The 20,994-nt window shown below is 67.3% G+C and carries 19 protein-coding genes; 10 read left to right on the top strand and 9 right to left on the bottom strand.

What is annotated here, in order from left to right; all coding sequences use genetic code 11:
* Positions 1-65 precede the first annotated feature (65 nt).
* Both MY55_RS02830 and MY55_RS02825 read left to right on the top strand, forming a co-directional pair.
* On the top strand, positions 66-806 hold the full coding sequence (locus MY55_RS02830) for a CDP-diacylglycerol diphosphatase (protein WP_244270646.1): 741 nt from the start codon (positions 66-68) through the stop codon (positions 804-806).
* 85 nt (positions 807-891) lie between these two features.
* Positions 892-1,284, top strand: coding sequence for a VOC family protein (locus MY55_RS02825; RefSeq protein ID WP_047239005.1), 393 nt, complete (start codon positions 892-894; stop codon positions 1,282-1,284).
* 63 nt (positions 1,285-1,347) lie between these two features.
* Here MY55_RS02825 and MY55_RS02820 read toward each other — a convergent pair whose 3' ends face one another.
* Complete coding sequence (locus tag MY55_RS02820) at positions 1,348-2,124, bottom strand: tRNA threonylcarbamoyladenosine dehydratase (protein ID WP_065201941.1); 777 nt, start codon at positions 2,122-2,124, stop codon at positions 1,348-1,350.
* Between the two features lie 294 nt (positions 2,125-2,418).
* On the opposite strand from MY55_RS02820, the gene MY55_RS02815 reads away from it, so the two are divergent.
* Positions 2,419-2,643, top strand: coding sequence for a hypothetical protein (locus MY55_RS02815; RefSeq protein ID WP_043571822.1), 225 nt, complete (start codon positions 2,419-2,421; stop codon positions 2,641-2,643).
* Between the two features lie 119 nt (positions 2,644-2,762).
* Here the strand turns inward: MY55_RS02815 and MY55_RS02810 are convergent, their stop codons facing one another.
* Positions 2,763-3,098: a darcynin family protein gene (locus MY55_RS02810; RefSeq protein ID WP_043571824.1), complete on the bottom strand. Its 336-nt coding sequence runs from the start codon at positions 3,096-3,098 to the stop codon at positions 2,763-2,765.
* A gap of 83 nt (positions 3,099-3,181) precedes the next feature.
* Here MY55_RS02810 and MY55_RS02805 point away from each other — a divergent pair, with 83 nt between their 5' ends.
* The 5 genes from MY55_RS02805 (at position 3,182) to MY55_RS02785 (ending at position 8,515) form a co-directional block, all read left to right on the top strand.
* Positions 3,182-3,778, top strand: coding sequence for a TetR/AcrR family transcriptional regulator (locus MY55_RS02805; RefSeq protein WP_047243090.1), 597 nt, complete (start codon positions 3,182-3,184; stop codon positions 3,776-3,778).
* An 18-nt stretch (positions 3,779-3,796) separates the two neighbouring features.
* The gene (gene ltaE / locus MY55_RS02800; protein ID WP_230623318.1) at positions 3,797-4,828 is read left to right on the top strand and encodes a low-specificity L-threonine aldolase; all 1,032 of its coding nucleotides are present in this window, start codon (positions 3,797-3,799) and stop codon (positions 4,826-4,828) included.
* Positions 4,829-4,878: 50 nt separating this feature from the next.
* Complete coding sequence (locus MY55_RS02795) at positions 4,879-5,601, top strand: substrate-binding periplasmic protein (RefSeq protein ID WP_080770133.1); 723 nt, start codon at positions 4,879-4,881, stop codon at positions 5,599-5,601.
* Positions 5,602-5,641: 40 nt separating this feature from the next.
* Positions 5,642-6,418: an alpha/beta hydrolase gene (locus MY55_RS02790; protein ID WP_052877899.1), complete on the top strand. Its 777-nt coding sequence runs from the start codon at positions 5,642-5,644 to the stop codon at positions 6,416-6,418.
* Between the two features lie 66 nt (positions 6,419-6,484).
* Positions 6,485-8,515 carry a prolyl oligopeptidase family serine peptidase gene (locus MY55_RS02785; protein WP_065201940.1) on the top strand — a complete coding sequence of 677 codons (2,031 nt, stop codon included), beginning with the start codon at positions 6,485-6,487 and terminating at the stop codon, positions 8,513-8,515.
* 56 nt (positions 8,516-8,571) lie between these two features.
* Here the strand turns inward: MY55_RS02785 and MY55_RS02780 are convergent, their stop codons facing one another.
* Positions 8,572-10,593 (bottom strand): S46 family peptidase, encoded by a 2,022-nt coding sequence (locus tag MY55_RS02780; RefSeq protein WP_157889252.1) that lies wholly within the window; start codon positions 10,591-10,593, stop codon positions 8,572-8,574.
* A gap of 194 nt (positions 10,594-10,787) precedes the next feature.
* Here MY55_RS02780 and MY55_RS02775 point away from each other — a divergent pair, with 194 nt between their 5' ends.
* Positions 10,788-12,809: a M13 family metallopeptidase gene (locus MY55_RS02775; RefSeq protein ID WP_065201998.1), complete on the top strand. Its 2,022-nt coding sequence runs from the start codon at positions 10,788-10,790 to the stop codon at positions 12,807-12,809.
* 56 nt (positions 12,810-12,865) lie between these two features.
* Here MY55_RS02775 and MY55_RS02770 read toward each other — a convergent pair whose 3' ends face one another.
* From MY55_RS02770 to MY55_RS02760, 3 genes are all read right to left on the bottom strand, one after another.
* Complete coding sequence (locus MY55_RS02770; RefSeq protein WP_065201938.1) at positions 12,866-13,399, bottom strand: YfaZ family outer membrane protein; 534 nt, start codon at positions 13,397-13,399, stop codon at positions 12,866-12,868.
* 62 nt (positions 13,400-13,461) lie between these two features.
* The gene (locus tag MY55_RS02765; RefSeq protein ID WP_047238052.1) at positions 13,462-14,094 is read right to left on the bottom strand and encodes a YceH family protein; all 633 of its coding nucleotides are present in this window, start codon (positions 14,092-14,094) and stop codon (positions 13,462-13,464) included.
* A 64-nt stretch (positions 14,095-14,158) separates the two neighbouring features.
* Positions 14,159-15,691 carry a glycine betaine uptake BCCT transporter gene (locus MY55_RS02760; protein ID WP_043571840.1) on the bottom strand — a complete coding sequence of 511 codons (1,533 nt, stop codon included), beginning with the start codon at positions 15,689-15,691 and terminating at the stop codon, positions 14,159-14,161.
* A gap of 402 nt (positions 15,692-16,093) precedes the next feature.
* On the opposite strand from MY55_RS02760, the gene MY55_RS02755 reads away from it, so the two are divergent.
* A complete protein-coding gene (locus tag MY55_RS02755) occupies positions 16,094-16,840 on the top strand; it encodes a TlyA family RNA methyltransferase (RefSeq protein WP_065201937.1) in 747 nt (248 codons plus the stop codon).
* Positions 16,841-16,879: 39 nt separating this feature from the next.
* Here the strand turns inward: MY55_RS02755 and MY55_RS23245 are convergent, their stop codons facing one another.
* The 3 genes from MY55_RS23245 to MY55_RS02740 all read right to left on the bottom strand — a co-directional run bounded on the left by MY55_RS23245 (position 16,880) and on the right by MY55_RS02740 (position 20,868).
* Positions 16,880-17,356: a universal stress protein gene (locus tag MY55_RS23245; protein WP_065201936.1), complete on the bottom strand. Its 477-nt coding sequence runs from the start codon at positions 17,354-17,356 to the stop codon at positions 16,880-16,882.
* 427 nt (positions 17,357-17,783) lie between these two features.
* A complete protein-coding gene (locus MY55_RS02745) occupies positions 17,784-19,133 on the bottom strand; it encodes a glutamine synthetase family protein (protein WP_065201935.1) in 1,350 nt (449 codons plus the stop codon).
* A 124-nt stretch (positions 19,134-19,257) separates the two neighbouring features.
* A complete protein-coding gene (locus tag MY55_RS02740; protein WP_043571849.1) occupies positions 19,258-20,868 on the bottom strand; it encodes a methyl-accepting chemotaxis protein in 1,611 nt (536 codons plus the stop codon).
* Positions 20,869-20,994: the final 126 nt, after the last annotated feature.

Below are 20,994 nucleotides of genomic sequence, written 5' to 3'. Positions count from 1 at the left end.
GAAGCCGCGCCAGCCTGGCCGGCGGGCTTAACCATGGAATGCGATCCGCGATGAAGAAAAGATTCATGTTGCGCGCCGCTTTGTGCGGCCTGTTGCTGGCCGGCGCGGCCTGTTACGCGATGGCCGACGGCGACGCTTTGTGGCGCATCGTCGGCGAGCAGTGCCTGCCCAATCAGCAAAGCCAAGGCAAACCCGACCCCTGCGTTGAAGTGGGGCAGGCGGTGGCGGTGCTGAAAGACCGCTACGGCGCGCTGCAATATCTGCTGATTCCCACCAGCCGGGTCAGCGGCATCGAAAGCCCGCAGCTGCTGCGGGACGGCGCGCCGGCCTACTGGCGCGAGGCGTGGCGCGCGCGGCGCTACATGGCGCTGAAGCGCGGCGGCCCGGTGCCGCGCCAGGCGGTGGCGCTGGCGATCAACTCGCAGTACGGCCGCAGCCAGAACCAGCTGCACATCCACATTTCCTGCATCGACCCCACCGTGCGCCAGCAGGTGGACGATCTGGACGACAGCCTGCCGCGGCGCTGGCGCCCGCTGCCGGTGGAGCTGAAAGGCCACGCCTACTGGGCGCGGCGCGTGGACGCCGACCGGGACGGCAATCCGCAAGGCGATCCGTTCCGCCTGCTGGCCGACGAGTTGCCCGGCGCAGCCGAGCAGATGGGGCGCTACGGTCTGGCGCTGCTGCCGGCCAGCTTCGCCGACGGCGACGGCTTCGTGCTGCTGGCAGGCCGCGCCGACCTGCTCAGCGCGAACCGCGGCTCGGCGGAGGAGTTGCAGGACCACGACTGCAAGGTGCTGGACCGCTAGGCGCGGTACGGTATCATCGCGCTGCGATCGCGCTGCGATCGCGCGCGGCCATGTCGGCGGCGCGGCCAAGCGGGGAGAAACGGAAATGCAGCAGAGCCTGGGGCTGGTGTCGCTGGTGGTGAGGGATTACGACGAGGCCATCGATTTTTACGTGAATACGCTGGGTTTCGAGCTGACCGAGGACAGCTACCAGCCGGAGCAGGACAAGCGCTGGGTGGTGGTGACGCCGCCGGGCTCGCAGGCCGGCCTGTTGCTGGCGCGGGCCAGCAACGAGGGGCAGGCCGCCTTCATTGGCAACCAGGCCGGCGGCCGGGTGTGGCTGTTCCTGAATACCGACGACTTCTGGCGCGACTATCGGCGCTACCAGGCGGCCGGGGTGGAGTTCGTCCGCCCGCCGCAGGAGCAGGATTATGGCACGGTGGCGGTGTTCCGCGATTTGTACGGCAATTTATGGGATCTGCTGCAGCGCAAGGGCTGAGGCAGGCCAAGCGCGCCTGGCTTATTCGGCGCAGGCGCTCCTTAGCGGCCGCCTAGGCATCGCTTATTTCTTGGCCTTGGCCAGATCGGTCAGCACCCGCGACGCGGCGAACAGGCCGAAGCTGGCCGTCACCACCATGCCGGCGCCGAAGCCGGCGCAGGACAGGCCCTGCGGACCGCGCGCGTCGTCGGCATCGCAGGCCTGGGCCTGCGGGTAGACCAGCTGCTCGGTGGAGTAGACGCAGGGCACGCACATCTTCTTGCCGTCGCGGGCGAAGCCGTGGTGGCGGCGCAGGTTGTAGCGCAGCTTGGACAAGAGCGGGTCCTGTGTCACTTCGGACAAGTCGGCCAGCTTGATCTTGCTAGGATCCATCTGGCCGCCGGCGCCGCCGGAGACGATGAAGCGCTGGCGGTGGCGCGCGCACCAGGCGGCCATCGCCGTCTTCACCTTCAGGCTGTCGATGCAGTCGACGAGGTAGTCGTAGCCCTGGCCCAGCATCGCGTCCATATTCTCTTCGGTGACGAAATCCTCGATTTCAATCACCTCGCAGGCCGGGTTGATGGCCCGCGCCCGTTCGGCCAGTGCCGTGACCTTGGCCATGCCGTACAAAGGATCCAGCGCCGGCAGCTGGCGGTTGGTGTTGGATTCGGCGACGTTGTCCAGGTCGATCAGCGTCAGTTTGCCGATCGCGCTGCGCGCCAGCGCCTCCACCGCCCAGGAGCCGACTCCGCCGACGCCCACCACGCAGACATGGGCGTTCTGGAAGCGCGCGAGCGCGTCGTCGCCGTACAGGCGGGCGATGCCGCCGAAGCGGCGGGCGAGGTCGGCTGAGTGGTCCATCGGGATAACCTGTTGCGCAAAAACGGCCAAGGATAACCAAGGCGGCGGCCGGGTGCCAGCCCCGCGGCCGGCCGCCGCGGCATCGCTTGCGGATTGGATGGTCCTAGTGTGGCGTTTTCGGCCGGCATGAAAATTTTTTTACAATCCAACTGCTTGATTGCGTGGAACCTTTTCGCTGTTGGCCGTATCTTGATCCATACGCGTCCGGTTGCCGGTGGGCGCGCGTCAGGGACCGGCAAGAAGCGCCGACGGCGCCTCCTCTGCCGGCCAACTCTCAGCATTGGGGAGATTCCGATGAAGCAGCAAAGATTCGATATCGATCTGGACAAACACTACAACGCCACCGTGGTGATCGCCTGCGAAGAATGCGGCCGCGAAACCCGCCAGCATCTGCGAACCATCGTCCCGGACCACCCGCTGCAGTGCAGCTGCGGCGCCGACATCTCCATGGCCGCGCCCGACATCCAGAAGGCCGAACGCCAGGCCGACGCCATCAGGCAATCGTATCGGATACATTGATCCCGGCTTCCTACAATTGATTCCGCAGCACCCGCCGGCCATGGCGCCGGCCATCTCGGGCCTGGGCCCGAATCCGTGAAGCACCGATAGACGCGGCGGCCATCTGGCCGCCGTTTCGCTTAGTTCGCCAGTTGGGCGTCGTATTCGCGGAAACCGTCCTCCACCGCCGGAATGATGTCGAGAAACTCGAAGTAGGGCTCGGTGGCGATCTTGCTGTCGCGCAGCGCGTCGATCAGGTAGTAGAACTCGCGGATCGACTCGGTTTCGAACAGCGCGATGTCGCTGCAGCGGCCGGTGAAGGCTTCGGCGTCGAACCAGCGCATGCGCACCGCCGGGTAGCGCTCGTAGATCGGCCGCAGCGTTTCGGCCTCGAAGCGGCGGCGCTCCGGGCGGCTCAGCCGCAGCCAGTTGGGGTGGACGCGCAGCAGCGCGAAGAAGGCGTAGGTTTGTTGCATGGCCAGAACTCCTGTGGTGTTTGGATAGCCGCTCCACTTTAAGCCGGTTTGCATGGGGCAAAAACTCGTGTTTCACTAGGCCTATGCCCGCCATTCCCCAAGCCCGAAAACAGCCGCGCCAGGCGCGTTCGCGCCATGCCGTCGCCGCCATTCTTGAGGCGGCGGCTCGCATTCTGGCGCGCGACGGCTACGCTGGCCTGACCACCAACAAGACGGCCGAGCTGGCCGGCGTCGGCATCGGCTCGCTGTACCAATACTTCCCCAATAAAGACGCGCTGGTGGCCGCGCTGCACCGCCGCCACGGCGAGGAAACGCTGGCCGCGGTGCAGGATGCGCTGCGGCGCGGCGCGGGCTGGCCGCCCCGGCGGCAGTTGGCGGAGTTGGTGGCGGCGGTGCTGGCGCTGCATCTGCGCGAACTGGGCCTGCACCGGGTGCTGGAGCGCGAATGGCCGGCCTTCGACGAGCCGCCGGCCGTCAACCCGCAGGACGCCGCGCTGCGCGACTGCGTGGCCGCCTGGCTGGCCGGCATCGGCGCCGACGCCGGCCGGGCGGAGGTGCTGCTGAGGATGGCCGACGGCCTGATCCACGGCCTGCTGCTGGACGCCGAGCCGCCGCCGGACGCGGCGCGACTGATTACCGACGCGCTGGCGGCCTGTCTGGGCCTGCCGGCGGAAACTTGATACCACCTGGGAGTGCGAATGATGAAGTGGATAGACCTGCGCAGCGATACCGTCACCCAGCCGACGCCGGCGATGCGCCAGGCGATGCTGGACGCCGAACTGGGCGACGACGTCTACGGCGACGATCCCACCGTGATCCGGCTGGAAGCGCTGGCGGCGGACAAGCTGGGCAAGGAAGCGGCCCTGCTGGTGCCTAGCGGCACCTTCGGCAACCAGCTGGCGCTGTTCACCCACTGCCGGCGCGGCGAGGAGGTGATCGTCGAGGACAACAGCCACATCGTCTGGCACGAAGCCGGCGGCGCGGCGGTGATCGCCGGCGCGCAGCTGCGCACCATCGAGGGCCGCGACGGCGTGATGGCGACGGCGGACATCGAGCGTCGCATCCGCGTCGGCGATGACATCCACGAGCCGCGCACCGGCCTGATCTGTCTGGAAAACGCCCACGGCAACGGCAAGGTGCTGCCTTTGGCGGCGATGGCCGACACCGCGGCGCTGGCGCGCGCGCACGGCGTGCCCATCCACCTGGACGGCGCGCGGGTGTTCAACGCCGCCGCCTACCTGGGTTGCGACGTGCGCGAGATCACCCGTCATGTCGACAGCGTGATGGCCTGCCTGTCCAAGGGCCTGGCCGCGCCGATCGGCTCCGTCCTGGCCGGCAGCGCCGACTTCATCGCCGCGGCGCGGCGCAAGCGCAAGCTGTTGGGCGGCGGCATGCGCCAGGCCGGCGTGATCGCCGCGCCGGGCATCCTGGCGCTGACCGAGATGGCGGCGCGGCTGCCGGAAGACCACGCCAACGCCCGCTACCTGGCCGAGCGTCTGGCCGGCCTGCCGTGCATCGACATCCGCCCCGACGACATCCACATCAACCTGGTGTGGTTCCGCTTCAACGCCGACATCGACAGCGCCGAGCTGATGGCGGCGCTGGAGGAGGCCGGTTTCCTGGCCAATCCGCCGCACCAGGGCATGATGCGCCTGGTCACCCACTGGCAGGTGGGGCGCGACGATCTCGACCGCCTGGTGGAAGCGATGCGGCGGGTGCTTTGCGACTGAGCCGCCAGAGGCGGCTATAAACAAAGCATGATCCGACGGGAGCTGGCCGCATGTGGCGACGCCTGTTGTCCGGCGCGCTGCTGGCGGCCGGTTTGTGCAATGCCTGGTCCCAGCCCGCGCGCGCTGCCGGGCTGGACGCGGTGAGAATCTACACCGACGACGATCCGCCCTACGTGATGGTGGGGGCGGACGGCAAGGTGGCCGGCGGCACCACGGTGGAAAAGGTGACGCGGGTGATGCGCAAGCTGGGCCTGCCGTTCAGCGCGCTGGAGGCGGTGCCGTGGGCGCGCGCCTACCAGGAGGCGAAGACCCGGCCGTACGCGATGGTGTTTCCCATCGCCAAAACCCGCGAACGGCTGAAGTACCTGGATTTCACCTTCAAGATCATCGACGCAGAAGTCTATTTCTACTGGCTGAAAACCCGTTCCGACATCCAGCTGGCCTCTCTGGAAGACGCCAAGAAGCATTCGGTGTGCGTGGTGCGCAACGACTACCGGCAGGAATACCTGGAAAGCGAAGGCTTTCTGCGGCTGGACGTCGCCGGCGACACCACCGACAACGTCAAGAAGCTGCTCAGCGGGCGCTGCGACCTGATCGTCTCCACCGAAACCGGCATGGTGAGCAAATTGAAGGCGCTGAACGCCGACCGGGCGCTGCTGACGCGCGGCATGCGGCTGGACAAGCTGGACAGCGCGCTGTACGCGGCGTTCAACAAGGGCACGCCGCCCGACGTCATCGCCCGTTTCCGCGCCGCCGCCGCCGAAGTGGAGTAAGCGGCCGCGCCTGGCCATTCACCTGAGGAGGAGGGCAGCCATGATCCGACGTCTGCTGTGCCTGGCCTGCATGTGCCTGGCAGCCTGGAGCGCGCGCGCCGAGCAACTGGCCAGCGTGCAGAGCCGCCCCGGCGTCATCGTGCGCTTCCTGCTGCTGGAGCCGGCCGGACCGGCGCGCGCCAACCTGATCCTGTTCAGCGGCGGCGAAGGCCTGCTCAAGCTGTCGGATGCCGGCGAACTGGGCGCCGGCAAAGGCAATTTTCTGGTGCGCACCCGCCAGGGGTGGGCCGACATGGGTTTTCGGGTGGCGGTGGTGGATGCGCCGTCCGACATGCCGCGCGGCCTGCTGGGCGACTTTCGCGCCAGCGCCGAGCATGCCCGCGATGTCGCCGCCGTCGCCGATTACCTGCGGCGCGGCGCGGCGCTGCCGCTGTGGCTGGTGGGCACCAGCCGCGGCACCACCTCGGCGGTCGCGCTGGGCTTGCAGTTGCCGGAGCGGGTCCACGGCCTGGTGCTGACTTCCAGCCTGGACAGCGGCCGCGGCAGCCTGGCGGACTTCGAACTGGAGCGGCTGCGGATGCCGGTGCTGATGATCCAGCACCGCCGCGACGACTGCCGCGCCAGCCGCGCCTACAACCTGGGGACCATCATAGACCGGCTGCGTTCCGAGCAGCCGCGCCAGCTGATGCTGATGGACGGCGGCAAGAACGAGGGCGACCCGTGCCAGCCCTGGGCCTGGCATGGCTACAACGGCATCGAGGGCCGGGTGCTGAAGCTGGCCGGCGCCTGGATGCTGTCGCATGGCGGCGCGCCCTAGCCCACCGATTTGGCAGCCGCCGCCGCCGGTGCTACCCTCGCCGCCATCCTTCATTCCGGTATCGCCATGAATCCGTCCCACGACCCCCATCTCTGGCTGGAAAGCCTGGACTCCAAAGCCGCCGCCGACTGGGTGGCCGCGCAGAACGCCCGCACCGAGGCCGCGCTGGACGCCGATCCGCGCTTCGCCGGCTTGCGCGCCGACATCCTCGGCCATCTGCGCGACACCCGGCAGATCCCGTACTTCGCCGAGCACGCCGGCTGGCTGTACAACTTCCACCAGGACGAGGCCCATCCGCGCGGCATTTACCGCCGCACCACCCTGGACGCCTACCGCGCCGGCAGCCAGGACTGGCAGACGGTGCTGGACATCGACGCGCTGGCCGACGCCGACGAGCGCGACTGGTATCTGGACGGCGTGTCGCACTGCACGGTCAAGCCGGAGCGGGCGCTGGTGCACCTGACCGACGGCGGCGGCGACGCCAGCGTGGCGCGCGAATACGATATCGAGGCGCGGCGCTGGGTGGAGCATGGCTTCAGCTTTCCGGAAGGCAAGAACCACATCGCCTGGCGCGACCCGGACAGCGCCTTCGCCTGCCCGGGCTGGAAGGGCGCGCCGCTGACCCGCGCCGGCTACCCGCGCGAGGTGTGGCTGGTGACGCGCGGCGAAGACGGCCAGCATGGCTGGACTCAGCTGTTCGCCGCGCCGGAAGACGCGATGATGGTGGCGGCCTGGCGCTTTCTCGACAGCGACGGCAGCGCGCTCGACCTGATCGAAGCCTCCGACGGCTTCTACCGCAAGACCTACCATCTGCTGGACGGCGCGCTGGAGACCCACGCGCTGCCGTTGCCGGCCAAGGCGGAGATCGAGGCCTACATAGCCGGCGATTTCATCGTCAAGCTGGCGGAAGACTGGGACTGGCGCGGCCAACGCTATCTCAACGGCAGCCTGCTGGCGGTCAGTCTGGCCGGTCTGCTGGGCGAGGGGGCGGCGCCGCAGTTGCTGCAGGCTCCCGAGCCGCGGCTGGCGGTGGCGGCGGTGGAAACCACCCGCAGCCGGCTGCTGGTCAATCTGCTGGACAATGTGAAGAGCCGCATGCTGTGCTTCGCCAAGCAAGACGGCGCGTGGACGCCGCAGCCGCTGGCGCTGCCGGAAGACGGCGTGATCGAGATCGCCGACCAGCCGTGGCAGAGCGACATCCTCTACTACACCTACAGCGACTTCCTGACGCCTAGCGGCCTGTACCGGCTGGACGCGGCCAGCGGCGAGGGCGAATGCCTGCGCCGCCAGCCGGAGGCCTTCGATCCGGCGCCTTATGTCGCCGAGCAGTGGCAGGCCACCGCGCCGGACGGCGAACAGATTCCGTATTTCGTGGTGCGCCGCCGCGACGCGCCGTTCGATGGCACGACACCGACGCTGCTGTACGGCTACGGCGGTTTCGAGGTGCCGATGCTGCCGTACTACATCGAAAACTTCGGCCCGCACTGGCTGGCCAAGGGCGGCGCCTTCGTGCTGGCCTGCATCCGCGGCGGCGGCGAGTTCGGCCCGCACTGGCACCAGGCGGCGCAGGGGGCCAGGCGCCAGGTCAGCTTCGACGATTTCCTGGCGGTGGCGGAAGACCTGATCGCCCGCAAGCTGACCGCGCCGGCCCGGCTGGGGATAGAGGGCGGCAGCAACGGCGGCCTGTTGGTGGGCGCGGCGCTGGCGCAGCGGCCGGAGTTGTTCGGCGCGGTGGTGTGCGAAGTGCCGCTGCTGGACATGCTGCGCTATACCGAGCTGTTGGCCGGCGCCAGCTGGATAGACGAATACGGCGACCCCGACGACGCGGCCGAGCGCGCGGCGCTGGCCGCCTACTCGCCGTACCACCATCTGCGCGCCGACGCCCGCTACCCGCTGGCCTTGTTCACCACCAGCGGCAGCGACGACCGCGTCCACCCCGGCCACGCCCGCAAGATGGCGGCGCGGCTGCTGGAGCTGGGCCACGACGCGCTGTTCTATGAAACCGACGGCGGCGGCCATGCCGGCAACGCCGGCCAGGAGGAAACCGCCAGCGAATTGGCGCGGGTGCTGGTGTATCTGTACCAGCGGCTGATGTGAAAACGGCCCGCCCATTTCTGGGTGGGCCGTTTTTCGTCGAGCCGCTGACTCGGCGCTTAAGCCGGAGACAGTTCTTTTAAAAGATTCTGGGCATGGTAAGCCTTGTCCAGCAGATGTAGGATGGCGCGGCTGTCCACGGCGATGGCGCGGGCCTTGGCGTCGCTGTAGATATGGCCGCCGGCCAGGCCTTCCAGATTGCTGTCGAAGATCAGGCCGACCAGCTCGCCCTTGGCGTTCACCACCGGCGAGCCGCTGTTGCCGCCGATGATGTCGGCGGTGTTGACGAAGTTGAACGGCAGGTCGGGGTTGATGGCGCGGCGTTGTTTCGCCAAAGCGTCGGCCAGTTGGAAGGGCGGGCGCTGGTCGAAGGCGCTGGCGCGGGCGTAGACGCCGCCTATCACCGTTTTCCACGGCGTGGCGACGCCGTCGGCGTCATAGCCGGCGACTTTGCCGTAGCTCAGCCGCAGCGTGCCGGTGGCGTCCGGCGGCAGGCTGTCGCCGTATAGCTTGAAGCGGGCCTGGCCCAACTGGGCGGCGGCTTGGCGCAGCGGCGTGTGGACATGGGCCTCGTCGCCGCGTTCCAGTTGACGGCGCAACGGGTAGAGCTGGCGCGCCGCAGCGATGAGCGGGTCGGCGCTGGCGGCGATGGCGGCCGCGCCGCCGTCCAGCAGCTTTTGCCTTTCGCCCGCCAGATTGAGCTTGCTGCCGCCGATCAGGCGGCGCGCCGCCGCCGCCGGCTCCTCCTGGCCCAGCAGAATGCGCACGGCGGGGTGCGCAGCGCCCAGCTTGGCGCGCATCTGCTCCAGCTGGCCGGTCAGCCGAGCGACTTCCAGCTCGGGATAGATGGGCGTATCGGCGCGGATCCAGCGCTCCTGATCCGGCAGGTCGCTGTCGCTATAGCCGTTCAGCCGTTCGCCTTCGGGCAGCTGCCGCTCGGCCGCCAGCTCCACCAGCGCGCCGGCGCGGGACAGCAGCGTGCGGTGGCCATAGCCGACGAAATAGCTTTCCAGGAAATGGCCGCGCTGGTAGTCGACGGCTTGCTCGACCGATTGCCAAGGATCGCCCGCCAGACCCGCCTGGCGATAGGCGGCTTGCAGCTCGGTTTCTTCCTGGCGCTTGGCGGCTTCCAGCTCGGGCTGGCGCAGCGCTTTATATTCGCCGCTCATCGACTTGAGCCAGTTCTCGGCGCCGAACAGGGCGTCATTGGCCTGGCGCGCCGCTTCGGGCGAGCGTGCCGCATAGCGATGCAACAGCGCCTGCTGCATTCGGGCATCCGCCAACTGCAGCGGCAAGGTCACGTCGCGGCGCAATTGCAGCTGGGCCAGCGTTTCCAGCCGGCTGGTGCGGCCGGGATGGCCGGCGACGAACACCGCCTCGCCCTCTGCCACGCCCTGGCGGGATAGCTTGAGGTAATGCGGCGGCCGATAGGGTTTGCCGTTTTGGTAAACGCGCAGCAGCGCCATGTCCAGCGCGTGGCGCGGATAGACGAAATTGTCGGCGTCGCCGCCGAAGAAGGCGGCCTGGTATTCGGGCGCGAAGGCCAGCCGCACGTCCTTCCATTCGCGATAGCGGTACAGCTGGTAAACCGCGCCGTTATACAGGCTGACGACCTCGCATTTGAGCCCGCTGGCCTTGTCGCAGGCCTGTTCGGCTGCGGCGATGGCGGTTTTGCGGCGGCTGGCCTGTTGCTCCGGCGGCAGGCTGGCGGGAGAGGCGGCCTGGATGCCGGCGGTGACGTCCTGCCACGACTCCAGCACGCGGGCGGTGCCGTTGGGGCATTTCAGCTCCTGCCGCCGCTCGCGCGCCAGATATCCCTTGGCCACCAGATCGCGCTGGGCGCTGGAGAGCTGGTTCAGGCAGCCGAGCGCGACATGGTGGTTGGTCAGCAGCAAGCCGTCCGGGGAGACAAAAGAAGCGGACGCGCCGAAATCGACTGCCGCCTGGCGCAGATTGTCCAGCCAGGCCGGCGTCAGCTCGACGCCGTAGCGCTGCTTGACCTGCGCGATGGGAGGATGGTCGAAAGTCCACATGCCTTCGTCCGCGCGGGCATGGCCGGCGGCGGCCAGAAGCAGGGGCAAGAGGATTGCTGTTCGCATGATTTCGCAATGAATGATGGGCTGATTGTCATCATATCTGAATTAAATGCTAATTGAATATGGCGGGATTGTCGCGTCCCCAGGGGGCGGGTACTATCGCTTCACCGCATTGTCATGTCCGGCGCCCCGGGGCGGGGTGCCGGCATGGCCAGAAGAAATAGAGGAAACCCATGCAAATGAAGCGACTGTTGCCGTTGAGCCTGCTGGTGTGCCTGCAGGCCGCCTGGGCGGGCCCCGCCGAAGAACTGAATTACGGCGCGTATGGCATAGATCTGAAGGGCATCGATCATTCGGTGCGCATCCAGGACAATATTTCGCTGTACGCCAACGGCGCCTGGATGCGGCGGGCGCAGATCCCGGCCGAACGCTCGTCCACCGGCATCGCGGAATATCTGTATGACTTGAACCAGCAGCGCGTGCGCGAAATCATCGAGCATGCCGCCGGCGACGCCTCTTCCCCGGAAGCGGGCAAGATCGCCGCCTTGTACCAGAGCTTCATGGATGAAGCCGCCATCGCCAAGCTGGGCCTGGCGCCGCTGCGCGCGCAGCTGGATGAGATCGCCGGCCTGTCCTCCGCCGGCCAGGCGGTCGCCTATATGGCCAAGCTGCAAGGACAGCCGGTGGATACGCCGTTCCGTTTCTATGTGCAGCAGGACCCCAAGAACTCCTCTGCCTACCTGGCGGGCATCAGCCAGTCGGGCCTGGGCATGGACCGCGATTACTATCTGGGCAAATCGGCGGATTTCGCCGCCGCGCGCAAGGCGTATCAGCGCTATCTGGCCAAGCTGCTGACGCTGGCCGGCGAAAAGCGGGCCGATAGCCGCGCCAAGGCGGTATTCGCGCTGGAAGACAAGCTGGCGCGGATGCAATGGAGCAATGTCGAAAACCGCGACATCCAGAAGACCTACAACAAGGTGGCCGTCGCCGATCTGGGCAAGCGCCTGCCCGGCTATGACTGGCCGGGGATTTTCGCCGCCGCCCAATTGTCCGCCGCCAAGGATGTCAATCTGGATCAGCCCAGCTACCTCGCCAAATTGTCCGGCGCGCTGTCGCATGCGCCGGTGGCGGTGTTGAAGGATTACCTGACCTTGCGCACGCTGGACGCGTATGCCGCCTATCTGGACAAGCCATGGGTGGCCGCGCACTTCGATTTCTACGGCAAAGTGCTGGATGGCCGCAGCGCCGACCGCCCGCGCTGGAAAAAGGCGGTGTCGCTGGTGAATGAGGGCATGGGAGAAGCGGTGGGCAAGCTGTATGTGGCCAAGTACTTCACGCCGGAGGCGAAGCGCCAGGCGGATGAGCTGGTGCGCAATTTGCTCAAGGCCTACGACCAAAGCATCGATACCTTGTCCTGGATGGAGCCGGCCACCAAGCGCGAGGCCCACGCCAAACTGGCCAAGTACACGCCCAAGATCGGCTACCCGGACAAGTGGCGCGATTACGGCGCGCTGGAGATCAAGGCGGACGATCTGGCCGGCAACGTGGCGCGCATCAGCCAGTTCAATTACCAGCGCGACGCGAAGCGGCTGAACGAGCCGGTAGACCGCGCCGAATGGGGCATGACGCCGCAAACGGTGAACGCCTACTACAACCCGGCCAACAACGAGATCGTGTTCCCGGCCGCCATCCTGCAATCGCCGTATTTCGATCCCAAATTCGATCTGGCGGTCAACTACGGCAGCATCGGCGCCACCATCGGCCACGAAATCAGCCACGGTTTCGACGATCAGGGCCATCAGTTCGACGGCGACGGCAATATGCGCAACTGGTGGACGCCGGCGGACGAGAAGCACTTCAAGGAAGTGACGGCCAAACTGGTCAAGCAGTACAGCGCTTTCGAGCCGGTGAAGGGGCATCATGTCAATGGCGAGTTGACGCTGGGAGAAAACATCGCCGACAACGCCGGCCTGGAAATCGCCTACAAGGCCTACAAGATCGCGCTGGGCGGCAAGGAAGCGCCGGTGATCGACGGCATGAGCGGCGATCAGCGCTTTTTCCTGGCCTTCGCCCAGTCGTGGCGCAGCAAGAGCCGCGACGCGGCGACGGTGAAGCAGATCGTGTCCGATCCGCACACGCCCGACCTGTACCGCCCGATCGGCACGGTCAGCAATCTGGACCCGTTCTATCAGGCTTTCGGCGTCAAGCCGGGCGACAAGATGTATTTGCCGCCGGCGCAGCGCTTCCACCTGTGGTGGTGAGCGGCGGCAAAAAAAACGGCAGCGCGAGCTGCCGTTTTTCATGGCGGGGCCGGCGCTTAGAAGCTCAGGCCGGCGCCCAGATAGGCGCCGTCGGCAAGGCGGCGGCTGCGGCTGGCGTCATCGCGGCGGATGTCGAAGTAGCGGTAGCCGGCTTCCACGCTGAACGGGCCGGCCACGTTCCAGCGCACGCCCGCGGCGTAGTCGCTGACGCGGTCGACGCTGCCGCTGGCGAAGCTGCTCGGCGCGTAGTAGGCCTGGCCGAACACCTTGACCTTGGGCGCCACGTCGAAGCTGGCGCGGCCGCCTATCATCGCCGCGGTGGCGGAGCCGCTGTCCGGCGACAGCGCCATCAGCTTGCCGCCGGCCGCCACGGTCAGCGGGCCCAGCGGCAATGCGAACTCCAGGCCGGCGCCGCCGGCGCTGCCCTTGTGGTCGTGGCGCAGGTAGTCGAGGTTGAGGCCGATGCCGAAACCGTCCGACGTGCGGGTGAGCTGCTGGGTGCCGTTGCCGGCGCCGAAGATGTAGTCGGCGGCATGGGCGCCGCCGGCCAGGCTGGTCAGCGCCAGCGCGAAAGCCAGATGTTTCTTCATGGGTCACATTCCTTAGTGGGATCAAACCAGAACAGATAGTGACCAATTGCTAAAAAACAAGTTCAGCCGGCCAGATGTTGTTCCAGCGACAGCAGCCTGGCTTTCAGCGCCGCCACCTCGGCTTCCAGCGCGGCGACGCGGCCGGTGAGGCCCACGTCTATGATTTCGCAGGGAGCCGCAGCCTCGGCCTGCTGCGGCTCGCCGCTCAGCAGATGGCACCAGCGCGCCTCGCGCTCGCCGGGCTGGCGCTCCAGCTTCATCGCCAGCGGCGGGTATTTGTCGGCCAGCGCCGCCAGCGCGGTTTCCACTTCATCCACGCCGGCAAAGCCGTAGATGCGGCCGGCGCGGGTGCGGATTTCGGCGCCGGTCTGCGGCCCGCGCAGCATCAGCAGCGTCAGCGCCGCTAGCCGCGCGCCGTCGATATTCCATTCGTAGTTGAGGCGGTGCTCGTACTTGGCGACGCGGCTGCCGGCCGGCAGCCTCTCGCCCACTAGCCGCTTGGCGATCAGCGCGTCCAGCGCGGCGCTGATGTCGGCGTCGGACAGCTGCAGCACCGGCTCGCGGCTGGTCAGCTGGTTGCAGGCGCTGGCGAGGCCGTTCAGCGTCATCGGATAGGCGTCCGGCGTCAGCGCCTGCTTCTCCACCAGCGCGCCCAGCACGCGCACTTCGATCGGGTCCAGTTGGTGCGTGTCCATACATCCTCCACTGCGAGATTCAATACGCACATCATCGCACCAAAGCCGCGCCGGGCCTAGGCATTCAGCGCGTCTCGCGGCGCTCCAGCGCTTCCAGCTGGCGCAGGCGGCGGATTTCGCGCTTGCGGCCGTCGCGCTCTTCCTCGTCCAGCGCCCGGTACAGCGACACCGCCATGCCTATCATGATCAGCATGAAGGGCAGCGCGCTGACGATCAGCACCGCCTGCAGGCCCTTGAGCCCGCCGCTTTGCAGCAGGATCAGCGCCACCGCGGCCAGCAGCACGCCCCAGACCAGCTTGACGCGGTGGCTGGGGTTGAGATTGCCGCCGCTGGTGAACATGCCCAGCACGAAGGTGGCGGAGTCGGCCGAGGTGACGAAGAAGATGATCACCAGCGCCATCGCCAGCAGCGACAGCGCATGGCCGCCCGGCAGCTGCTCGAACATCACGTACAGCGCGGTGGATACGTCGCTCTTGACCGCGGACACCAGGTCGGCGCCGCCGAACAGCTGCAGGTCCAGCGCGGCGCCGCCAAAGGCGGAGAACCAGACGAAGCTGGCCAGCGCCGGCACCAGCAGCACGCCGACGATGAATTCGCGGATGGTGCGGCCGCGGGAGACGCGGGCGATGAACATGCCGACGAACGGCGCCCAGGTCACCCACCACGCCCAGTAGAACAGCGTCCAGTTGGCCATCCAGGTGCCCTGGGTGAACGGGCTCATCCGCAGGCTGGTGCTGGTCAGATTGCCTAGATAGTCGCCCAGCGTGGTGGTGAAGGTGTCGAAGATGAAGCCGGTGGGGCCAAGCACCACCACCGCCAGGAACAGCAGGATGGCCAGACAGATGTTGAGGTTGGACAGCCACTTGATGCCGCGCGACAGGCCGGTCAGCGACGACAGCAGGAACAGCGCGGTGGCGATCACCACGATGGCCACGGTCAGCCAGTCGGACGGCTGGACGCCGAACAGCATCTGCAGCCCGCTCTCGATCTGCAGCGTGCCGAAGCCCAGCGTGGTGGCGACGCCGAACACGGTGGCCAGCACCGCCAGCACGTCGATGGCGATGCCGATCGGGCCGTTCACCCGGTCGCCCAGCAGCGGACGGAAGGCGGCGCTGATCAGGCCGGGCTGGCCGCGGTTGAACTTGAAGTAGGCCAGCACCAGCGCGGTCAGGCTGTACACCGCCCACGGATGCAGGCCCCAGTGGAAGAAGACATGGCGCATCGCGGCGCGCGCGGCGTCGGCCGACTGCGGCGCGGTGCCGGCGCTGGCCGGCGCGGCGAAGTGCGAGATCGGCTCGGCGACGCCCCAGAACACCAGGCCGATGCCCATGCCGGCGGAAAACAGCATGGCGAACCAACTCAGCCGCGAGAATTCGGGCTCCTCGTCCTCCTTGCCCAGGCGGATGTGGCCGAAACGGCCGAAGGCCAGGTACAGCGCGAACACCAGGAAGCCGAACACCGATAGCAGGTAGAACCAGCCGAAGCGGGAGATGGTGAAGCTCAGCCACTGGCCGGTGGCGGCGGCCATGTGTTCGGGGGCCAGCGCGCCCCACAGGGCGAACAATACGGTGAATAACAGCGATAGTCGTAAAACCATCTGCGCTCCTTGCGATGGCGGCGACGCCGAAGCCCCGCGCGGGGCGCGTCGCCGTAAGGGATGGGAAGATGGCGGCTCTAAGGCGAGCGCCGCTGGCGGGGCCGGCTTGGGCCGGGCTTTCCGCGCCGCCCGGCGGTGCGGGCGGATGATGGATGGAGCCAGCCTGTTGGCATGATCGACTGTCGCGAGATGGCGAATGGCGGTCGATCATCAGGCTGCATCCTGATGAATAATTGAATAAAATCAATCAATTGTTATTTAGACTAACATTATTAGCATTTTCTTGTAAACCTTTGGGCGGCATTTTTTCGCCGCGCGGCGGCGCGGCGGCGCCGCTTGACAGGGCGGGGCGGCTTGTCCAACCTGTCGCGTTTCATTGCCAAGCCGCCGCGGGGAGCACGGATGATCCGAATCGATATTTTGCTGGTGGAACAAGGGCTTGCCGCGTCGCGCACCGCCGCGCAGAACCTGATCGCCGCCGGCCGCGTCAGCCATCAGGGCGCGGTGGTGGCCAAGGCCAGCCAGAAGTTTCCGCCGCATGCCGAATTCGCGGTGGTCGCCGACGCGGCCGACCGCTATGTGTCGCGCGGCGGCCTGAAGATGCAGGGCGCGCTGGCGCAGGCCGGCATCGCGGTGGACGGCTGGTGCGCGCTGGATGTCGGCCAGTCCACCGGCGGCTTTTCCGACTGCCTGCTGCAATACGGCGCGCGCCGGGTGGTGGGGGTGGATGTCGGCCACGATCAGCTGCATCAGCGGCTGCGCGACGACGCGCGGGTGCGCTACTTCGAGGGCGTCAACGCGCGCGCGCTGGACCACGCCGCGCTGCTGGCCGCCAACGACGGCGATGGCTTCGACCTGATGGTCTGCGACGTGTCCTTCATCTCGCTGAGCCTGGTGCTGCCGTCGGCGCTGCCGCTGCTGAAGCCGGGCGGCCGCCTGCTCAGCCTGGTCAAGCCGCAATTCGAGGTGGGGCGCGAGGGGCTGTCCAAGGGCGGCATCGTTCGCGACGCCAGCTTGTATCCGCTGGTGCAGGACAAGATCAACCGGGTGCTGGCCGAGCAGAACATGAAGACGCTGGCCTGGTTCGACAGTCCGATCAAGGGCGGCGACGGCAACCACGAGTTCTTCGTCCACGCCGCGCGCCGCTGAAAAAGACAAAGCCCGCGCCAGGCGGGCCGGATGGCGGTTTTACTCGACGCGGATGTCGTCGTCGTCGGTGCTGCGCACGATCAGCAGCGGGCAGTGGCTGCGGCGCAGCACGTCCTGGGCGAAGCTGCCCATGAACAGGTGGGCCAGGCCGCTGCGGCCATGGGTGCCCAGCACCACCAGGTCGGCCTGCTGCGAGCGGGCGTAGCCTATCAGCAGGTCGGCCAGGTCGTGGCCGCCTTCCCAGCTTTTTTCCAGATGGCTCAGCACATTGTGCAGGCCGGCCTCGCGCGCCAGCTGCTGCGCGCGCGCCAGCGCCTCCTGGCCTTGCTGCAGCGCCAGGTCGTAGCCGGGGTCGCCGGCGTAGACGCCCAGGCTGTCGACGGCCAGTTCGCGCAGGCTGGCGATATGGACCAGGGTGAGCCGGGCGTCGCTGAATTTGGCGACGCGGATGGCTTCGTGCAGCGCTTTGTCGGAATTGTTGCTGCCGTCTATCGCGGCGATGATGTGGCGGTACATCTGCAGCTCCTTCGAAAAACACCGGCTAGGTGGGATGCCTTCAGCATACCGCGCCGGGCAGGCGGCGTCTCGCCGGGCGAGCGCTGGTGTTGATCCAGGGCAATGAAACAAAGGCTGCTGCATGAGACGGGACGCATATCGATGGCGCGGTATGTCGGCAGCCGACCGAATCCCCCTTCGGCCCGTGCCGGCAAAACAGTTTTGTACCAGGAGTTGTTGAGCCGCCGTTTTTTGATCGGCGGCGCCTGGCGCAAGACTGTTTTGTCGGGGTTTCTCGGGCCGCTGGGGTCGCCTGGAGTGGTCAGGGGGCTGGCGAGACAGCCTCCTGACCCGTTCGGCGGGCGGAACCGCCGTGAAAATCATTGTCCGCGTAGCGGACTCCGCAGCGTTGTTGTCGTGGCTTACCCAGGCAGGACTAGGATCTCGATCAGACCAGAAACCCCAGGTACTGCCGCTCCCAGGTGGTGACTTGGCGATGGTAGTCGGTCAACTCCACCTCCTTCACCGCCAGATAAGCGCGGCAGAAGTCGGCGCCGAACAGCTTTTCGCCGATTTCCGCCGCCGCCATCGCCGCGCAGGCGGCGTCCAGCGTGGTCGGCAGGCTGGCGGCCTGCTGCTTGAACACATTGCCGTGCGCCGCTTCGTCCGGCGTCAGTTTCTGTTCGATGCCGGCCAGACCGGCGCCCAGGCTGGCGGCCAGCGCGAGGTAGGGGTTGGCGTCGCAGCCGGGCAGGCGGTTTTCCACCCGGCGCGCCTCCGGGCCGGATACCGGCACCCTGAGGCCGACCGAGCGGTTGTCCAGCCCCCAGCTGAGGTTGACCGGCGCCGCCATGCCCTTGACGAAGCGGCGGTAGGAGTTGGGATTGGGGCAGAACAGCGGCATCAGCTCCGGCAGGAAGCGTTGCAGGCCGGCGATGAAGCCGAAGAACGCCGGGCTGGCTTCGCCGCCGTCGCCGCTGAAGACGTTGCGGCCGCGGCGGTCCACCAGGCTTTGGTGGATGTGCATCGAGCTGCCGGGCTGGCCGGGCAGCGGCTTGGCCATGCACACGGCGCTGAGGCCGTGGCGGTGGGCGATTTCCTTCAGCGCGGTCTTGAACAGGAAGGTGTCGTCGGCCAGCTTCAGCGCGTCGCCGTGCTTGAGGTTGATCTCGAACTGGCTGGGGCCCATCTCGTGCACGCAGGTGTCGGTGGCGATGCCCAGCGTCTCGCAGGCCTGGTATAGCTCGTCGAAAAAGGCTTCCAGTTCGCCCAGCGCGGAAAAGCCGAAGGCGTCGAAGCCGGTTTCGCGCCGGCCGCAGGGCAGTTGCGGCGGCTGGAACGGCTGCGCCGGGTCGCCGTGGGCGGCGAACAGGTAGAACTCCAGCTCCGGCGCGACGATGGGAGTCCAGCCGTGGGCGGCGTAGCGCGCCAGCAGCTGTTTCAGGATGGAGCGCGGCGCCAGCGGCGACAGGCCGCCGTCGTGGTCGACGCAGTCGCAGATCACCAGCGCGCGCGGCGTCTTGGCCCAGGGGACGAGACGCAGGGTGTCGTAGTCCGGCGTGAGGGTCACGTCCGGATCGTGTTCGCCGTATAAGCTGTAGTCGGGGAATTCCCCGACGCAGCTTTGCAGCGGCACCGCGCGGGCGATGCGCAGCTGCTGGCCCTGGATGAAGGCCGAAGCGGGCAGGGTCTTGCCACGGGCGAAGCCGTGGACATCGGCGAAGGCGAGTTCCACATCCCTCGCCTTGCTGTGTTGCAGCCATTCGATGCGGCCTGCCGGCATGCGGGCATCAGACATACGTTTCTCCACTGAAGCGTGCTGGGGTTCCTGTCTGTCCTCAGTTTTTTTTCTTGCTTTCATGGAGCGTGCGCCCGCAGCCATTATGCCAGCCGCAACGGCGGCGGCAAGTGCCGCGATGGGTTTACAGGCGGAAGCGGCCGACGGTCTGATGCAGATTGGCGGCTTGCTGGTCGATGTCGCGCACCGCCTCCACCGCGTTGCTGACCGAGTTCTGCGTTTCCTCCACCACGCCGGCCACCTGTTCGACATTGCCGGCGATATTGGTGCCGGCCTGGCTTTGCTCGCCCATCGCCACCACCACGTTGTGGACGTTTTCCAGCGCGCTGCTGGCCTGGCGGCTGATCGAATCCAGCGTCTGCGCCGCCTGCTGCACCTGTTCCACGCCGGCCTGCACCGCCGGGCGGATTTCGTCCATCTGGCTGGAGACGTTGCCGGTTTCGCTGATCACCGCCTGCACGATGGTGCTAATCTCGTCGGTGGCGCTGGCGGTGCGCTCGGCCAGTTTGCGCACCTCGTCGGCGACGACGGCGAAGCCGCGGCCCATCTCGCCGGCGCGCGCCGCTTCGATCGCCGCGTTCAGCGCCAACAGATTGGTCTGGTTGGCGATGTCGCGTATGGTTTCGGCGATGCTGCTGATGCTGCGGCTGCGCTCGGCCAGCTGGCCGACCATGTCGCTGGCGCTGTGGATCTGGTCGGCGACCTGGCGGATGCCGTCGGCGGCGTTGCCGGCCAGCGTCTTGCCTTCGCTGGCCAGCTGGGCGGTGTCGCGCGCGCCGCTTTCGGTGTCGCGGGTGCTGGCGCTGACATGGTCTATGCTGACCGACAGCTGCTCGATGGCGGCGGCGGCCGAGGTGGTGGACGAGCTGGCGATGCCGGACACCTCGTGCACCTTGTCCATGTCGCTGGAGAGCTGGCGGCAGGAGTGGTTGATGCTCTGCGTGGCGTGGCCGATCTCTTCTATCATCCGCCTGAGCTTGCCCTGCATGTCCTGCATCGCGCCCAGCAGGCTGCCGGCGCCGCCCTTCACTTGAATGGCTAAGCTGAGGTCGCCGTCGGCGATGGCCTTCACCACCTCGGCGGCATAGGCGGGCTCGCCGCCCAGCGACTGCAGGATGGAGCGCGACATCCAGCCCACCAGCGCGCCCAGCACCACGATGCAGAGCACCGCCACTAGCAGCAGCGTGCGCGCCTCGCTCCAGAACAGCTGGTCGATGTCGTCGATGAAGATGCCGGTGCCTATGGTCCAGCCCCAGGGGTCGAAGCGGAACACGCCGTTGAGCTTGGGGAATTCCTCGGCGCCGCTGCCGGCGCGCTTGGTCTGGATGGTCAGCACGCCGTAGTGGTCCTGCTGCATCGCGTCTTCGTAGGCCTGCACGGTGGTGCGGCCGTCCGGCAGCTTGCTGCCCATGTCCACCTTGCCGACGCGGTCCTTGCTGGGGTGGAACAGCACCAGGTTGTCGCGGTTGCGGCCGAAGAAATAGATGTCGCCGACCTTCAGCGCCGACAGCGCGGCGATGGCCTGCTTTTGCGCCTCCGGCCGCGGCATGCCCTGGGTTTCCAGCTGCTGGAAGTGGCTGAGGCTGTTTTCCGCCATTTTCAGCAGATGGACGATCTGTTCGCGTTTTTCCTGGTGCAGGGTGGCGCGGGTGGAGAACAGGGCGACCGTGGAGATGCCGAGCAGCGCGATCATGCTGGCGGCGATGATGATGATCAGGCGGGTATTCAGCTGCATTTTCAATACTCTGATGGGTGAGGAACAAGCCGCCGCAAGGCGGCGACGCCCGCTGGGATGCAGCGGCGGGCGCCGACTGGATTATGCGTTTCTGTTGTTACAGTCTAGTTCAGAGCAAGAAAATCA

Source organism: Chromobacterium subtsugae (assembly GCF_001676875.1).
Classification (GTDB): Bacteria; Pseudomonadota; Gammaproteobacteria; order Burkholderiales; family Chromobacteriaceae; genus Chromobacterium; species Chromobacterium subtsugae.
The sequence above is the reverse complement of the archived record's forward strand: the minus strand, read 5'-3'. Positions and strand labels throughout refer to the sequence as shown.

What these genes read in the sequence shown, in the direction of transcription:
- MY55_RS02830 (WP_244270646.1), top strand. Translation starts at nt 66, where the DNA reads ATGTTGCGCGCCGCTTTGTGCGGCCTGTTGCTGGCCGGCGCGGCCTGT.
- MY55_RS02825 (WP_047239005.1), top strand. Translation starts at nt 892, where the DNA reads ATGCAGCAGAGCCTGGGGCTGGTGTCGCTGGTGGTGAGGGATTACGAC.
- MY55_RS02820 (WP_065201941.1), bottom strand. Translation starts at nt 2,124, where the DNA reads ATGGACCACTCAGCCGACCTCGCCCGCCGCTTCGGCGGCATCGCCCGC.
- MY55_RS02815 (WP_043571822.1), top strand. Translation starts at nt 2,419, where the DNA reads ATGAAGCAGCAAAGATTCGATATCGATCTGGACAAACACTACAACGCC.
- MY55_RS02810 (WP_043571824.1), bottom strand. Translation starts at nt 3,098, where the DNA reads ATGCAACAAACCTACGCCTTCTTCGCGCTGCTGCGCGTCCACCCCAAC.
- MY55_RS02805 (WP_047243090.1), top strand. Translation starts at nt 3,182, where the DNA reads ATGCCCGCCATTCCCCAAGCCCGAAAACAGCCGCGCCAGGCGCGTTCG.
- ltaE (WP_230623318.1), top strand. Translation starts at nt 3,797, where the DNA reads ATGATGAAGTGGATAGACCTGCGCAGCGATACCGTCACCCAGCCGACG.
- MY55_RS02795 (WP_080770133.1), top strand. Translation starts at nt 4,879, where the DNA reads ATGTGGCGACGCCTGTTGTCCGGCGCGCTGCTGGCGGCCGGTTTGTGC.
- MY55_RS02790 (WP_052877899.1), top strand. Translation starts at nt 5,642, where the DNA reads ATGATCCGACGTCTGCTGTGCCTGGCCTGCATGTGCCTGGCAGCCTGG.
- MY55_RS02785 (WP_065201940.1), top strand. Translation starts at nt 6,485, where the DNA reads ATGAATCCGTCCCACGACCCCCATCTCTGGCTGGAAAGCCTGGACTCC.
- MY55_RS02775 (WP_065201998.1), top strand. Translation starts at nt 10,788, where the DNA reads ATGAAGCGACTGTTGCCGTTGAGCCTGCTGGTGTGCCTGCAGGCCGCC.
- MY55_RS02770 (WP_065201938.1), bottom strand. Translation starts at nt 13,399, where the DNA reads ATGAAGAAACATCTGGCTTTCGCGCTGGCGCTGACCAGCCTGGCCGGC.
- MY55_RS02765 (WP_047238052.1), bottom strand. Translation starts at nt 14,094, where the DNA reads ATGGACACGCACCAACTGGACCCGATCGAAGTGCGCGTGCTGGGCGCG.
- MY55_RS02760 (WP_043571840.1), bottom strand. Translation starts at nt 15,691, where the DNA reads ATGGTTTTACGACTATCGCTGTTATTCACCGTATTGTTCGCCCTGTGG.
- MY55_RS02755 (WP_065201937.1), top strand. Translation starts at nt 16,094, where the DNA reads ATGATCCGAATCGATATTTTGCTGGTGGAACAAGGGCTTGCCGCGTCG.
- MY55_RS23245 (WP_065201936.1), bottom strand. Translation starts at nt 17,356, where the DNA reads ATGTACCGCCACATCATCGCCGCGATAGACGGCAGCAACAATTCCGAC.
- MY55_RS02745 (WP_065201935.1), bottom strand. Translation starts at nt 19,133, where the DNA reads ATGTCTGATGCCCGCATGCCGGCAGGCCGCATCGAATGGCTGCAACAC.
- MY55_RS02740 (WP_043571849.1), bottom strand. Translation starts at nt 20,868, where the DNA reads ATGCAGCTGAATACCCGCCTGATCATCATCATCGCCGCCAGCATGATC.